The organism is Burkholderia latens (assembly GCF_001718795.1).
GTDB lineage: Bacteria > Pseudomonadota > Gammaproteobacteria > Burkholderiales > Burkholderiaceae > Burkholderia > Burkholderia latens_A.
Genome location: NZ_CP013435.1, coordinates 1,396,806 through 1,411,176, shown reverse-complemented (window position 1 = coordinate 1,411,176; position 14,371 = coordinate 1,396,806). Strand labels below are relative to the sequence as shown.

The following is a 14,371-nucleotide window of genomic DNA, read 5'->3' as shown; positions in this document are numbered from 1 at the left end:
ATAACCGGCCGGATGCCGGCTGCGGCCCGTTGCGAGCCGCCCGGAGCAACGCTGCCGCGTGCGCGGCGCGTATCGTACCGCAAGCCGGCACCGGGCGCCGCGCTTTCTCCATGGAAAACTGACTTGAATCAAATGGTCGACACAGCCACCCCTTCCACCGACACGCTGCTGCGCATCATCGCGGTCCAGACCGAGATCGCGAAACTTGGCCTCGATCTCGGCAGCGTGATGGCCTACGTGACCGAGCAGGTGCCGCAACTCACCGGCGCGAGCGGCGCGGCGGTCGAGTTTGCCGAAGGCGACGACATGGTCTACCGCGCCGCATCGGGCTCCGCTGCCGGAATGCTCGGCCTGCGGCTGCGCCGCTCCGGCAGCCTGTCGGGCCTGTGCGTGACGCGCGGCGAACTGCTGCAGTGCAGCGATTCGGAAACCGACCCGCGCGTCGATCGCGATGCCTGCCGACGGGTCGGGCTGCGCTCGATGCTGGTGATGCCGCTGACCCACGCCGATACGACGATCGGCGTGCTGAAGGTGATGTCGCCGGACGTCGACGCCTTTTCGGCCGCCGACGCCGGCACGCTGCGGCTCACGGCCGACCTGATCGCCGCCGCGATGTTCCACGCGGCGCGCAACGAGGCCAGCGAGCTTTACCTGCGTGCGACGCACGACGCACTGACGGGCTTGCCGAACCGCGCGCTATTCTACGACCGCCTGCGCCAGTCGATGCATACGGCGCTGCGCGCGAACGGGCGGCTCGGCATCCTCAACATCGACATGGACGGGCTCAAGCCGATCAACGACGGCCACGGCCACCGCGCGGGCGACGCCGCGCTGCGCGAGGTCGCGATGCGGATGCTCGGCGCCGTGCGGCGCTCCGATACGGTTGCGCGGGTGGGCGGCGACGAGTTCGCGGTAATTCTGCCGAACGTCGGCAGCCGCGACGACGTCGACGTGCAGCGCGTACGCCTTGCCCGGCAAGTCGGCGAACCGTTCGAGTTCGAAGGGCAACCGCTGCGGCTTGGCGTCAGCATCGGCGCCGCGATGCTGCCCGACGACGGCACCGACATGAACACGCTGATCGAGCGCGCGGACCGGGCAATGTACGAGGTGAAGCGCACGCGGACGCAGCGGGCTGCGCCCACGCTCGCGTAACGCGGCACGCGCGGCGCCCACTCCGTTCAGGCCGCCGCCGCACGCGCCCGATCGGCATGGCCGTGCCGCGCCACCTCGATCGCGCGCCCGACCGCGATTCACCGGACGATCGCGACCGGCGCGCGGGCTGGGCGAATGCCGCTGGCGATAGAGGCGCGTGTCGACGTCGTGCGTGACGAGGCCGGCGCCGCGCGCCGCGCGTGTGCTCATCCGATGTCTCTCGTTTCGTTATTCGAATCTTGCGGCGCCGCCGTCCGGCGCCGGTTCATCCACGGCGATCGACCGCCGTCAGCCGCCCGCTTCCGCGACACCGGCCCGCACGCGCCGCACCGCCGTCACGATCGACAGCACGATCAGCAGACGCCACAGCCACGCGGCGACGCCGCCGACCGGCAAACCGAAGCCAATCCACAACGCGAACGCGCCGAGCGCGAGCGCACGGTCGCTCTTGCCGAACGGGCCGTCGTAACGGCGCGTCGCGCCGGCGAGCGGACCGATCAGCCCCGCGCATTCGACGATGACCGCCGCCAGCGCGAACAGCCACACGTCTGCCGGCGCGAATGCGGGAATCGCGAGGAACGGCAGCACGAGCGCGACATCGGACACGACGTCGCCGAGCTCGTTCAGATATGCGCCGAGCGTGCTCTTCTGCCCGTGTTCGCGCGCGAGCATCCCGTCGATCGCGTTGAGCGCCATCCGCACGAAGAGCCAGATCGGGATCAGCAGGAACAGCACGCGAGCGAACACGCCGAGCCCCGCGAGCGCGCCGACGACGATCGAGCCGCCGGCCGCGAACAACGTGACCTGGTTCGCGGTGACGCCGCGCGCGGCAAGCGAATCCGCGAACGGACGCAGTTTGTTCTGGAATTTCGGTTTGAGTGCGTAGAGGCTCATCGTTTTATTTGGTTCGGCACGTTCGGACGCGTTTGCCGCCGCCATGCCCCGGGCGGCGCGACCGCCAGCGGCGGGCGCCGGCGGGTGGCCGTAATCGTCGCCGACGGGCCCGGATGCGTCAAGCTGCGCCGCGCGCCGCGCAATCTGGCGTTTTCGGCGGAAACTCGCGATAATCCGCTGGCCCGCAAATGCAGCAATCCATTCGAACTGCAAACGGGCGCTCGTGCAACAGCCGAATATCACACCGTCGAACGGCGATACGCCTGCGCGCAACGTGCGCGGCGTATCGTCCGGTGATCTCGGCCCTGCGACAGGCAGCCACGAATTTGAAAAAACTTGAACAATGGCCGTTCGGCGCGCATCCTGCCGCGCCGGCATTCCGGGAATCCGCCCGCCGCACATCCGCGGCCGCGCGGGCATGCACGCAGGAGGCGCCGCGCCGATGAACATCGTCAACGTGTGGCAGCGCGATTTCCTGCTGTCGATCGTGCGGCTCGTCGCCGGCGCGTATCCGATCTGGCATCAGGCGCCCCCTTCGCCAACGCAGAAAATCTACTTCTCGAACCATACGAGCCACATCGACACGCTCGCGATCCTCGCCGCGCTGCCGCGCGACGTGCGCGCCGTGGTGCGGCCCGTCGCGGCGCGCGACTATTGGGACAGCGGCGACCTGAAGCGTCACATCGCGCAGAAGCTGCTGAACGTCGTGCTGATCGACCGTCACCGCGAAAGCGGCGGCGATCCGTTGGACCCGGTGCGCGATGCGCTGCGGCAAGGCCACTCGATCATCATCTTCCCGGAAGGCACGCGCGGCGCCGACGTGTTGCCTCAGCCGTTCAAGAGCGGGCTGTTCCATCTCGCGACCGAATTTCCGGACGTCGCGCTCGCGCCGGTCTACCTCGAAAACTTGCAGCGGATCATGCCGAAGGGCACGATCTGGCCGGTCCCGCTGATCTGCAAGGTGCACTTCGGCGCAAACGAAGCACTCGGCGCCGGCGAAGACAAGCCCACCTTCCTCGCCCGCATGCGCGACGCGATCGTCGCGCTCGCGCCGCCGCAACGGCCGGCCGGCTGAACCCGGCGCCCTCTTCTTTCCTTTTCCGGATCTCTTCATGCGTACTCTCTTCTGGGAACTGGTCGCGGGCGTCACCGGCGTGCTCGCGCTCGCTACCGTGATCGGCGCGATCCTCGGCGCGCGCAGCGGCGGCACCAGCGCGACGATCGTCAACCTCAACCAGCGCATCCGCGCGTGGTGGGCGATGATCGCGATCATGGTCATCGCGATCGGCCTCGGCAACAACGTCACGTATTTCGTGTTCGCGCTGCTGTCGTACCTGACGCTGCGCGAATTCATCACGCTCACGCCCACGACCGCGAGCGACCATACGACGCTGTTCATCGCGTTCTTCATCGCGATTCCGGTGCAATACCTGCTGCTCGCGATCAACTGGTACGGGATGTACTCGATCTTCGTTCCGGTGCACCTGTTCTTCGCGATGTCGCTGGTCTCGGCGCTTACGCAGGACACGCGCGAATTCCTGAGCCGCAACGCGAAGATCAACTGGGCGCTGATGGTGTGCGTGTACGGCCTCAGCCATGCGCCTGCCGTGCTGATTCTCGACATTCCGCGCTACACCGGGCAGAACGCGCTGCTGCTGTTCTTCTTCCTGTTCGTCGTGCAGATCAGCGACGTGTTGCAGTACGTGGTCGGCAAGCTGTTCGGACGCCGCAAGATCGCGCCGCGGCTGTCGCCGTCGAAGACGGTCGAGGGCTTCATCGGCGGCGGGCTGCTCGCGACACTGTGCGGCGCCTCGCTATATCGCGTAACGCCGTTCGGCTTTGGCGCGGCGTTCGGGATCTCGCTCGCGATCGTGATCGCGGGCTTCGTCGGCGGCCTCGTGCTGTCGGCCGTGAAGCGCTCGCTGGGCACGAAGGACTGGGGCTCGATGATCGCGGGCCACGGCGGGATGCTCGATCGCGTCGACTCCGTCTGCTTCGCCGCGCCGGTGTTCTTCCATCTCGTGCGCTATCTGTACCTGTGATGCATGGGCGGCGCTACGCCGCCCGTGGCGTACACGGCCGTCAATCGCCTTCGCGCAGCGCGTTCGGCACGATGCAGCGGCCGCCCATGCGCGCGACCCCGCATCGTGCGGACTGCGCGCTCACGCCCCTGCCGCCTCGGCGACCCGCGGTCGAGCCAGCTTGAATTCGCCGACCATCTCCGCGAGCTGCGCCGCCTGTTCGCGCAGCAGCGCGGCAGCGGCGGCCGATTCCTCGACGAGCGCCGCGTTCTGCTGCGTCGAGTGATCGAGCTGCGACACCGCCTGGTTGACCTGCGCGAGGCCGGTGCTCTGCTCGTTCGCGGCGATCGTCATTTCGGAGATCACGCTGCTGATGCTGCGCACGCCGTCGACGATTTCGTCCATCGTCGCGCCGGCCGTCTGCACGAGCCCAGAGCCGCCCTCGATCTTCTCGACCGACGACTGGATCAGCTGCTTGATTTCCTTGGCCGCCTGCGCGCTGCGCTGCGCGAGCGTGCGCACTTCACCCGCGACCACTGCGAAGCCTCGCCCGTGCTCGTTCGCGCGCGCAGCTTCGACCGCCGCGTTCAGCGCGAGGATGTTGGTCTGGAAAGCGATGCCGTCGATCACGCCAATGATGTTCGAGATTTCGCTCGACGCCTTCGTGATTTCGCCCATCGTCGCGACCACCTGGCTCACGACTTCGCCGCCGCGCAGCGCGACGCCCGACGCGGATTCCGCAAGCCGGTTCACCTGGGTCGCGGAATCGGCCGAATTGCGGGCCGTGCCGGCGATCTCCTCGAGCGCGGCGGCGGTTTCCTGCAGGCTCGATGCCGCATGTTCGGTGCGACTCGACAGATCCTGGTTGCCCTGCGCGATTTCCGCGCTCGCCACGCTCACGGATTCGCTGAAGCCGCGGATCTTCAGCAGGATCGTGCTGATCTTTTCCGCGAACAGATTGAATGCGCGCGCGATCTGCGCGGCTTCGTCGGAGCCGTCGGCCTCGAGCCGCTTCGTCAGGTCGCCGCTTCCGCTCGCCACGTCGGTGAGCGCGTCGCGCACGAGCAGCACGCGCTTGAATGCCGCGTTCGTCAATGCGCCGACGAGCGCGGCCGCCACGCACGCGACGACGAGGATCGCGATGAGCGTCGTCGTCGCGACGGCGCGCATGCCGGCCGTCACGTCCGACCGGTCGAGCGCCATCACCAGCGACCAGTCGGTGCCGGCGATCGCCTGCGCGCGCAGCAGCTTGGTCGCGCCGTCGATGTCGACCGCCACCGGCCCCGGCGCGGCTTGCAGCCCCGCGAGGCGCTCCGGCGTCAGATCGGGCGACAACTGCGTTGCCGGCTTCATGATCAGATCCGTCTTCGCGCCTGCAATCACGCGCCCGCTACGATCGACCAGGAATGCAAAGCTTGCCGGCGTCGGGTGCATCGATGCGACGATCGCACTCGCGCGCTCCATATAGAGGCTCGCGGCCAGCACGCCTTTCAGCGTGCCGGCGCGAATGATCGGTGCGGCAAACGCGAACGCCGGCTTGCCGGTCGACGCGTCGAGGTACAACGCCGTGACGACGAGCCGGCCGGCCTCGACGGCCTGCTTGTACCACGGGCGCGCGGTCGGATCGTAACCTGCGGCAAGCGGCACGTTGGACACCGCCGTGCGATCCGGCTGGCCGAGCGTGAGCACCTGGAAACCGCCCGACTTGCCAAGCAGCGTCAGCGCGGGCAGCGGATCGCCGTCGCCGACCGTCAGCGTATCCGCGAGCGCCTGCGTCTGTTGCGCGCGGCTCGCGATCCATTCGTCGATCGCGATTGCATGGCCAGCCAGCACGGACTTCAGGTTCTGGTCGATGGTTTCGTCGTTGTGCTGCTTCACGACGTAATACACGAGGCCGCCAGTCACGGCGAGGGCCGTGACGACGATGGCGACGCAAGTCGCCAGAATCCGGGCGCGAATCGATGACAGCATGATGACGATGATCTCCGTTGCCGCGTTGTTCGAGTAATCAATGGGTGCTCGCAGTCGTTCTATCGGCCGCCCGCCGTCCAACTTGAGGTTAGACTGGTCAGACCAACGAAAAAAATGTGGGCGCCCCTTGCGGCACATCCATCCCGCTGCCAGATCCTGCGCAGCGATCAAGCCGGAAGCCCCCGCCGATTCCACGCAGACCCGGCCGGTATCGACCTGCCCGACCGCTGCGCGACGGGCCATGCAACCGAACCGCGACGTCGACGCCGCGCGCCGGGCGCGACGGCATCCCGCGATTTACGCGATCACGCGGGCTCCGGCACGTCGATCGCGAGCAGTGCGGCGCTCACCGACTTGCCGTGCGCGTCGAGCGCAAGCGAGCGCGTGACGCCGCCGCCGAGCGCATCGTGCAGCACGAAGTTGAACGCGGCGAGCGCCGGCAGCTCGTAGCGGACGACGTCGCCGTGCACGATCCCGCCGAGCCACGCCTTCACCGCCCGCGCATCGAGATGCGCGCGCAGGTGTTCGTAGTGCCGCGGATCGCGGCAGATGACCGACACGTTCAGCGTATTGCCCTTGTCGCCGGTACGCGCATGCGCCAGTTCACGCAGTTGCATCATGCCTCCACGAATGAAAACGACGGCGTCACGGCCGCGCGCGGCAGCAGCACCGACTGCACCGCGATCACTTCGCGCGCCGCTTTGAACGCGCCGCCGCCGCCCGCCGGCCCGTTCGTATAAAGCGTCTCGACTTCGTTGCCGATGCGCGCGGCCTCGGCCGCAGTCGCCGTCCGGCCCGCGACCCTCACGCGCACCTCGGCCGGCTCGCCGCGCATGGCGGGCGTCGCGTCCCCATACAGCGCATCGACGCCGATCAGATCGAAGCGCAGCTCGGTCGCAGCGACACCGGTGAGCGCGAGCCGCTCGCGGACGATGTCGCGTGCGAGCCGCGCACGCGCCAGCGCACCGGGGCCGCCGTACGAGATCTGGCCTTCGCCGATCCAGCCGTCGACGTAAGCGACCGACACTTTCAGCGTATCGGTACGCGCGCTGCCGCGCCCGCCCCTCACGCGCACGCGGTCCGGCGCTTCTTCGGCGACGCTCACCCGCGTGAAATCCGCGACGACGTCGGGCTGCAGATAGCGCGCCGGATCGTGAATCTCGTACAGCAGCTGTTCCTTGCACGTCGCCGCACTGACGCGGCCGCCCGCATGCGGCACCTTCGTGATCACGACCGAGCCGTCGGCCGCGACCTCGCCGATCGGAAACCCGAGCCGAGCGAGATTCGGCACGTCCTTGTAGCCGGGGTCCGCGAAATAACCGCCCGTCACCTGCCCCGCGCATTCGAGCAGATGGCCTACCACCGTCGCCTGGCCGAGCGCGTTCCAGTCGTCCATCCGCCAGCCGAACGCATGGATCAGCGGCGCGGCGAACAGCGCCGGATCGGCGACGCGCCCGGTCAGCACGACGTCCGCGCCGGCCGCGAGCGCAGCGACGATCGGCGCGGCGCCGAGATATGCATTGGCGGACACGATGCGGTCGCGATACGCGGCGACTTCGTCGCCCGACTCCTCGAAGCGAAACGCGCCGCGCAGCACGACGTCGAGCACGTCGTCGCCTTCGACCGCCGCGATCTTCAGCCCCGCGATGCCGAGCGACTGTGCGATCTGCGCGGTGCGCCGCGCTGCCGCACGCGGATTCGCGGCGCCCATGTTCGACACGATGCGCACGCGTTTCGCCGCCGCCACCGGCAGCACTGCGTGCATGCGCGCGTCGAGCAGCGGATCGTAGCCGAGCGACGGGTCGTTGCGCCGCGTCTGCTGCGCGATCGCGATCGTGCGTTCGGCGAGGCATTCGAAAACCAGATAGTCGAGCTGCCCGTGTTCGGCCAGCTCGACCGCGGGCTCTATCCGGTCGCCCGAGTAACCGGCGCCCGCGCCGATGCGCACGCAACGTTCGTGTAGAGGCTGTGCAGTCATGTCCGTACCGTCATCCGGCGCTCGCGCACCGGGGAAAAATCAGAAAACGCCGAGCGCGACGGACGCGATCGTCATCACGATCGACGCGCCGAACAACAGCGGAAACGTGAACTTCTGGTGCTCGGCGAGCTCGATGCCGCACAGGCCGACGACGAGGAACGTCGCGGGCGTCAGCGGGCTGACCGGGAACCCGGTCGTCATCTGGCCGAGCAACGCCGCCTGCCCGACGTGCACGGCCGGCACGCCGAGCTGGCCGGCCACTTCGGCAATCACCGGCAGCACGCCGAAATAGAACGAATCCGGATCGAACAGCATGCTGAGCGGCATCGACGCGAGGCCGAGCGCAACCGGGATATGGCCGGCCATCGACGGCGGCACGAAGCCGACCGCTGCCTGCGCCATGGCCTTCAGCATCCCGCTGCCCTGCATGATGCCCGTGAACACGCCGGCCGCGAGCAGGATGCCGGCCATCATCAGCGCCGCGCGCGCATGCGCGTCGATGCGCTTTCTCTGCATGTCGACGTCCGGGTAGTTCACCATCAGCGCGATGCACAGCCCGACCATGAACATGATCGCGGGCGGAATCTTCTCGCCCATCACGACCATCGTGCCGAGCACGACGAGCGTCAGCACGAGGTTGAACCAGAACAGGTGCGGCCGGCGCAACGCCCGCTCGTCAGCGCTCAGCTCGCGCGTGGGCAGCGGGATCGACGCATCGTCGCGCGTCAGGCCGAGCCGCTTCTCCTCGCGCCGCCCGAGCCAGTACGCGACGCCGAACACGAACGCGAGCCCGATCGCCTGCACCGGAATCAGCGGATTGAACAGCGCCGACACCGGCACGTGCAGCGACGCCGACGCGCGGATCATCGGGCCCGTCCACGGCAGGAAGTTGATCCCGGCAGCCATCGACACCGCGGCGGCCAGCACGCGACGATCCATCTTCAGCCGGTCGTACAGCGGCAGCACCGCCGGAATCGTCACGAGGAAACACACGGCGCCCGAGCCGTCGAGGTGGATCAGCAGCGCGAGCAGCGTCGTGCCCATCACGATCCGCGTCGGCCGCGTGCCGACCGCGCGCAGGATGCGGTCGATGATTGGATCGAGCGTCCCGGCATCGGTGATCGTCCCGAAATAAAGGATCGCGAACACGAACATCCCGACCACGGGCGCAAGGCCCTTCAGCCCGTCGATCACGAATTTGCTCGTGTGCAGCCCGAAGCCGCCGATCAGCGACGCCGCGATCGGCACGATGATCAGCGCGACGAGCGGCGACATGCGTTTGGACAGGATCGCGGCCAGCAGCACCACGATCGTGCCCAGCCCGAGTAACGGCAGCATCGGTGTCTCCTACCTTGTCTTTTATTGGGCACGAGCGTAAGGTCGGCGCAGCAATAGTACAATTGAAATGATTTGATCGCAGCAATCACGAACGATTATGGATCTCAACCTTCGCGACATTCGCGCATTCGTCACCGTCGCGCACGCCGGCAACTTCACGCGCGCGGCTGCGAGGCTGCATCTGTCGCAGCCGGCGCTGACCGTGCAGATTCGTCGGCTCGAGGAAATCGTCGGTGCGCGGCTGTTCGACCGCAACAGCCGCAGCGTCGCGCTCACGCAGACCGGGCGCGAACTGCTGCCGCTGCTGCAACGCTCGCTCGACGACATGGAGCGCGTGTTGCGCGATGCACGGGCGCTCGGGGAAGGTGCGAGCGGCACCGTGCGGCTCGCGTGCCTGCCGACGTTCGCGTCCAGCCTGCTGCCGGAGTTGATCCAGGCATTCCGCCGCGACGTGCCGCGCGCGGGTTTCGACATTCGCGACGGCGTCGCGAGCCTCGTTACCGCGCTGGTGCGCAACGAGGAGGCCGATCTCGGGCTGACCGGCGGCGATACGTTCGACGCGTCGCTGCACGTGCTGTATGCAGGCGCGGACCGGCTCGTCGCCGTGTGCCCGAAGGATCATCCGCTCGCGCACAAGCGCCGCGTGCGCACCGCCGACGTCGCGGCCGTGCCGCTCGTGTTGACCGCGCGCGGCACGAGCGTGCGCAGCGTCGTCGATCGCGCGCTGGAGACGGCCGGCTGCACGCCCGAGATCGCGTGCGAGCCGACGTACATGATGACGGCCGTCGCGATGGTGCGCGGCGGCCTCGGCGTGACGATCCTGCCCGCGACCGCGCGTGAAGTGCGCGCCGAGCCGGACCTCGTCGCCAAGCCGATCGACGACCCGGCGTTCGTGCGCCCGATCGCGCTCGTCGCGAAACGCGGACGCACGCTGCCGCGCGTCGCCGCGGCATTCGCCGGCGCGATGCTCGCGGCGTTGAAAAAGCGCGGCTGAATCGCGCACTTCGGACGACCGGGCGGTACTGCCGCGTCGCTTACTGCGCGTCCGTCCGATCGGGGTCGACGTGCAGCGATTCGCCGATCGCGTAGAAGTTGCCGCCCGCGATGTAGTGCAGGCTGCGCAGCGCCGGGTCGGCCGATTCGAAATACCAGTGGCCATCGCGGAACACGCGCGTGTCGGACCACGCGCCGATCACTTCGCCGATGAACAGGTCGTAGGTCTGCTGGTTGTGCGGTTCGGGAATCAGCTTGCACGCGAGCCAGCCCGAGCAGCCGGCGACGAACGGCAGGTCGTGCCCTTCGACGTCGAACAGCATGACGCCCGCCTCGCGCAGCTTGTCCGGCTGCTCGGCGAGACTGCGGCTGCCGACCGCATGCGTGAGCCGCAGCTGCGCGGCCGTCGGTATCTGGATCACGAACGCGCCGCTGCGCTCGACGAGTTCGCGCGTCTTCGCGGATTTGTCGAGCACGACGGTCAGCTTCGGCGGCAGGAAATCGAGCGCGCACGCCCACGCGGCGGCCATCACGTTGTCGACGCCGTCGTGGCGTGCCGACACGAGCACGGTCGGACCGTGGTTGAGGAGACGGTAAGCCTTGTTCAGCTCCACCGGTGCGATGTGACTGTCCATATGGGTTCCTGGTAGGCAGCGCGCACGTAAATAGCATATCTGCCACGCCGCGCGCGATCCAATTCCTTCAATAATTAATTGACGAATCGACGACAAACGCGCCGACCGTGCCGTTCAACACGAATTCACGTCGAATTATCTCGAATCCGGCAATACGCGCGCCGCACCATTCCAAAATTCGGCCCGATTGATACACGTCGCTCAATAGTGCGCATCTCTCAATGGAGCTTGTCGCAGCATGCGACTGTCTGCTTTAGGTCACATCGGAGAATTTCATTTTTGCCGTTCGACGACGGCTCGGTAGTCTCCTGCCATTCCGGTTCGGGCAAGCAACCCCGGCCAATCAATACGCAAGGAGATGAAATGAAACGCACGACCTTCTCGCTGATATCGCTTGCAGCAGTCGCGGCGACGCCCGTTGCGCATGCGCAGTCGAGCGTCACGCTGTACGGCGTGATCGACACGTCGCTCACGTACGTGAACCACGCGCAGGGCAAGGACAACGCGTGGATGCTCGGCAACAGCAGCGCGGGCAACCTCGCGGGCAGCCGCTGGGGCGTGAAGGGCACCGAGGATCTCGGCGGCGGGCTGAAGGCGCTGTTCCAGCTCGAGAACGGGTTCGATCCGAGCACCGGCCGGCAGGGCCAGGGCAATCGGCTCTTTGGCCGGCAAGCATTCGTCGGACTCACGAGCGAGCGCTACGGCACGCTCACGTTCGGTCGCCAGTACGATCCGCTCGTCGATCTCGTGCAGGGCATCACCGCCGACAACTATCTCGGCAGCGTGTTCGCGACGGCGGGCGACGTCGACAACTACGACAACAGCTTCCGCGTCGACAATGCGGTGAAGTACACGTCGGCCGTCTATGCGGGCCTGCAGTTCGCGGCGATGTACTCGTTCGGCGGAATCGCCGGCAGCACCGGCGCCGCGCAGTCGTATTCGGCCGCCGTGTCGTACAACAACGGTCCGTTCAGCGTCGCGGGCGGCTACTTCCACGCGACCAACAGCCCTGCGTCGAACGGGCTGCGCAACGGCTGGACCAGTTCGTCGGACGGCACCTTCGACGGTCCGATCAACAACGGGTATGCGAGCGCGCATTCGATCGGCATCGCACGCATCGCGGGACAGTACGTCGCCGGCCCGTTCACGTTCGGCGTCGGTTACAGCAACGCGCAATATCGCCGCGACGCAAGCTCGGCGTTCAGCTCGAACGAGCACTACAACACCGGGCAAGGCTTCGTGAACTACCAGGCGACCAATGCGCTGCTGGTCGGCCTCGGCTACAGCTATACGCGCTCCGGCGGCGATACGTCCGCGACGTATCACCAGGTGTCGGCCGGCGCCGACTACACGCTGTCGAAGCGCACCGACGTGTATCTGACCGCCGCGTACCAGCATGCGAGCGGCCAGACCGGCGACGGCAACGGCGGATCGATGGCCGCGCAGGCGTCGATCGGGTCGTACGGCTATGCGGGCACGAGTTCGCAGACGATGGTCAATCTCGGCCTGCGTCACCGCTTCTGACCGCCATCGGCCGGCTGCGCGCGATATCGCGCGGACGGCCGCGACAGCGCAGCGCGAATTCCCGCTGCCGGAGCGCGCGGCGCGACGCATCGACGTGGCGGCTGCGGCCGCCGCTTTCGTTTTCGCCGCCCGTCACGGGCGCGCGGCGGTCGTCCGGCTTCGGCCATTCTTTTCATTGCTGCATTCGCGGCATAAGTGACGTGTCGCGTCACGTTCACGACAGCAACGCCGCGCGGGGGTTCGCAAAAGCCGCCATTCTTGCTGATTCCATTACGTTGCGCTGCAATAACGCCGCGCGAAAAAATACGCGACAAATGCGGCTGTAATTGCAAAGGAAAGTTTGATGCGAGCCATTTGCCCTTTCGCTATGGCACACTTCGCGTCTGCGTAATTTCCTTGCACCGGGCGGCCGGATCCCGCCCCAACCTGTCATGCCGCGTCAGACTATCCGTTCGATCAGCCACGCCACGCCGAAGCTCGCCGCGACGATCGCGCTGTCGTGCGCGCTGCACGCGCTCGCGCGGGCCGACTGCCTCGACGATGCGGCCACGTTTCAGAAAGTCAGCGTGAGCCTGCTGCGCGGCATCGCGCAGGTCGAATCGGGGATGAATCCGAACGCGGTCAACACCAACACGAACGGCACCGTCGACATCGGCCTGATGCAGATCAACAGCACGTGGCTGCCGACGCTCGCGCGCGAAGGAATCACGCGCGAAAGCCTGTTCGACGCGTGCACGAACGCTTACGTCGGCGCGTGGATTCTGTCGCAGAACATCCGCCAGCTCGGCGCGAACTGGAACGCGATCGGCGCGTACAACTCCTCGTCGCCCGACAAGCGCCTCGCGTATGCCCGCAAGGTCTATGATGCAATCCGGACCTTGCCGGATTCGCCGGATACTCCCATGCCCATCCTGCCGCCCTCCTTCACGCCGCCGCAACAGGTGCAGGCGTACAACCCGTTCGCGAGCCTGAGCGTGTCGGCGCCGCCCGTCGCGCGTGCGCGCTCGCTCGCACCGGCCGCCCCGCCGCCGCAGCCGCAAGGCGGACCTGCCGGTCCGGCCGGCACGTACAACTTCGGCTGGACCATCACCGGTGCAGACCAGGCGAAGCCGACCCAGGTGTTCGACGACGGCGCGCGCATCTACGTGCAGTTCAGCGACATGAAACACGTGCCGGCGATCTTCACCGAAACGTCGTCGGGCCGCGTGCTGATGTCGTGGGAGCTGCAGTTTCCGTATGCCGTCCTGACCCGTCCGGCGCAAACGTTAATCTTCCAGCTTGGGCCGTTCGAAGCGCGTGCGCAGCGCGGCGCCGCCGGGATGACGGCGCAGGCGGGCGCCGGGGCGAGCACGGGAGGACAGCGTTCGGGCGCGATCGCGACACCTGCTGCAAAGCCCGCAGCCGCGAATGCGTCCGCATCCGCACCGGCCAAGCGCACGGCGTCCGCCGATGCGCTGTGGTATCTGAACACGTCATCGACGTCGGGATCGGCATCGACGTCCGGCGCCGCGAACACGGCGCCCGTATCGACCTCGGCGAACGCACCTGCCACATGGCCCACTGCGGTCACGTCGACCACACCGCCGCCGTCCGCACCCACGCCGGCAACCGCTGCGCCGTCCACGCGCACGAGCGCCGACGCGCTCTGGTATATCTCGAAGTAACACGCACGCCGGTTGCGCATGCGCGGCGGGGCAATCATCTTGCCGAGGCCCGCGCGAGTTCGCGCACGTTCATGTTGCTACGCATGGCCGGTCGTCCGAGCAACTCACGCTGAAGTGCGCACGCCGGCAGCGGGACGTCAATCGCCCCGTATTCGTCACGCCCATTGCGCCTGACAGCGGCGCACCGTCGCGCGAATTCCG

12 protein-coding genes are annotated in these 14,371 nt (G+C 67.6%); 6 read left to right on the top strand and 6 right to left on the bottom strand.

The window, feature by feature from the left end; translation table 11 throughout:
• Positions 1–132: 132 nt before the first annotated feature.
• Positions 133–1,152 (top strand): sensor domain-containing diguanylate cyclase, encoded by a 1,020-nt coding sequence (locus tag WK25_RS06715; protein WP_226208939.1) that lies wholly within the window; start codon positions 133–135, stop codon positions 1,150–1,152.
• A gap of 288 nt (positions 1,153–1,440) precedes the next feature.
• On the opposite strand, the gene WK25_RS06710 is transcribed toward WK25_RS06715, so the two are convergent.
• The gene (locus WK25_RS06710; RefSeq protein WP_069241943.1) at positions 1,441–2,046 is read right to left on the bottom strand and encodes a CDP-alcohol phosphatidyltransferase family protein; all 606 of its coding nucleotides are present in this window, start codon (positions 2,044–2,046) and stop codon (positions 1,441–1,443) included.
• Between the two features lie 442 nt (positions 2,047–2,488).
• On the opposite strand from WK25_RS06710, the gene WK25_RS06705 reads away from it, so the two are divergent.
• Both WK25_RS06705 and WK25_RS06700 read left to right on the top strand, forming a co-directional pair.
• Positions 2,489–3,121: a lysophospholipid acyltransferase family protein gene (locus tag WK25_RS06705; RefSeq protein ID WP_040144924.1), complete on the top strand. Its 633-nt coding sequence runs from the start codon at positions 2,489–2,491 to the stop codon at positions 3,119–3,121.
• Between the two features lie 37 nt (positions 3,122–3,158).
• Entirely contained in the window at positions 3,159–4,088 is a 930-nt protein-coding gene (locus WK25_RS06700; RefSeq protein WP_069241271.1) for a phosphatidate cytidylyltransferase, read from the top strand.
• 120 nt (positions 4,089–4,208) lie between these two features.
• On the opposite strand, the gene WK25_RS06695 is transcribed toward WK25_RS06700, so the two are convergent.
• The 4 genes from WK25_RS06695 to WK25_RS06680 form a co-directional block, all read right to left on the bottom strand.
• The gene (locus WK25_RS06695; protein ID WP_040143941.1) at positions 4,209–6,038 is read right to left on the bottom strand and encodes a methyl-accepting chemotaxis protein; all 1,830 of its coding nucleotides are present in this window, start codon (positions 6,036–6,038) and stop codon (positions 4,209–4,211) included.
• 305 nt (positions 6,039–6,343) lie between these two features.
• Complete coding sequence (locus WK25_RS06690; protein WP_069241942.1) at positions 6,344–6,655, bottom strand: hypothetical protein; 312 nt, start codon at positions 6,653–6,655, stop codon at positions 6,344–6,346.
• Positions 6,655–8,016, bottom strand: a complete 1,362-nt coding sequence (locus tag WK25_RS06685) for an acyclic terpene utilization AtuA family protein (RefSeq protein WP_069241270.1) — start codon at positions 8,014–8,016, stop codon at positions 6,655–6,657. The genes WK25_RS06690 and WK25_RS06685 overlap by 1 nt, the downstream gene beginning before the upstream one ends.
• Positions 8,017–8,055: 39 nt before the next feature.
• Entirely contained in the window at positions 8,056–9,354 is a 1,299-nt protein-coding gene (locus WK25_RS06680) for a CitMHS family transporter (RefSeq protein WP_040143939.1), read from the bottom strand.
• A 97-nt stretch (positions 9,355–9,451) separates the two neighbouring features.
• On the opposite strand from WK25_RS06680, the gene WK25_RS06675 reads away from it, so the two are divergent.
• On the top strand, positions 9,452–10,348 hold the full coding sequence (locus tag WK25_RS06675; RefSeq protein ID WP_069241269.1) for a LysR family transcriptional regulator: 897 nt from the start codon (positions 9,452–9,454) through the stop codon (positions 10,346–10,348).
• A 40-nt stretch (positions 10,349–10,388) separates the two neighbouring features.
• On the opposite strand, the gene WK25_RS06670 is transcribed toward WK25_RS06675, so the two are convergent.
• A complete protein-coding gene (locus tag WK25_RS06670; protein WP_040143937.1) occupies positions 10,389–10,982 on the bottom strand; it encodes a flavin reductase family protein in 594 nt (197 codons plus the stop codon).
• 363 nt (positions 10,983–11,345) lie between these two features.
• On the opposite strand from WK25_RS06670, the gene WK25_RS06665 reads away from it, so the two are divergent.
• Together WK25_RS06665 and WK25_RS06660 are read left to right on the top strand one after the other, a co-directional pair.
• Positions 11,346–12,506, top strand: a complete 1,161-nt coding sequence (locus WK25_RS06665) for a porin (RefSeq protein WP_069241268.1) — start codon at positions 11,346–11,348, stop codon at positions 12,504–12,506.
• Between the two features lie 431 nt (positions 12,507–12,937).
• Positions 12,938–14,170 carry a transglycosylase SLT domain-containing protein gene (locus WK25_RS06660; RefSeq protein ID WP_069241267.1) on the top strand — a complete coding sequence of 411 codons (1,233 nt, stop codon included), beginning with the start codon at positions 12,938–12,940 and terminating at the stop codon, positions 14,168–14,170.
• The last annotated feature ends 201 nt before the right edge of the window (positions 14,171–14,371 follow it).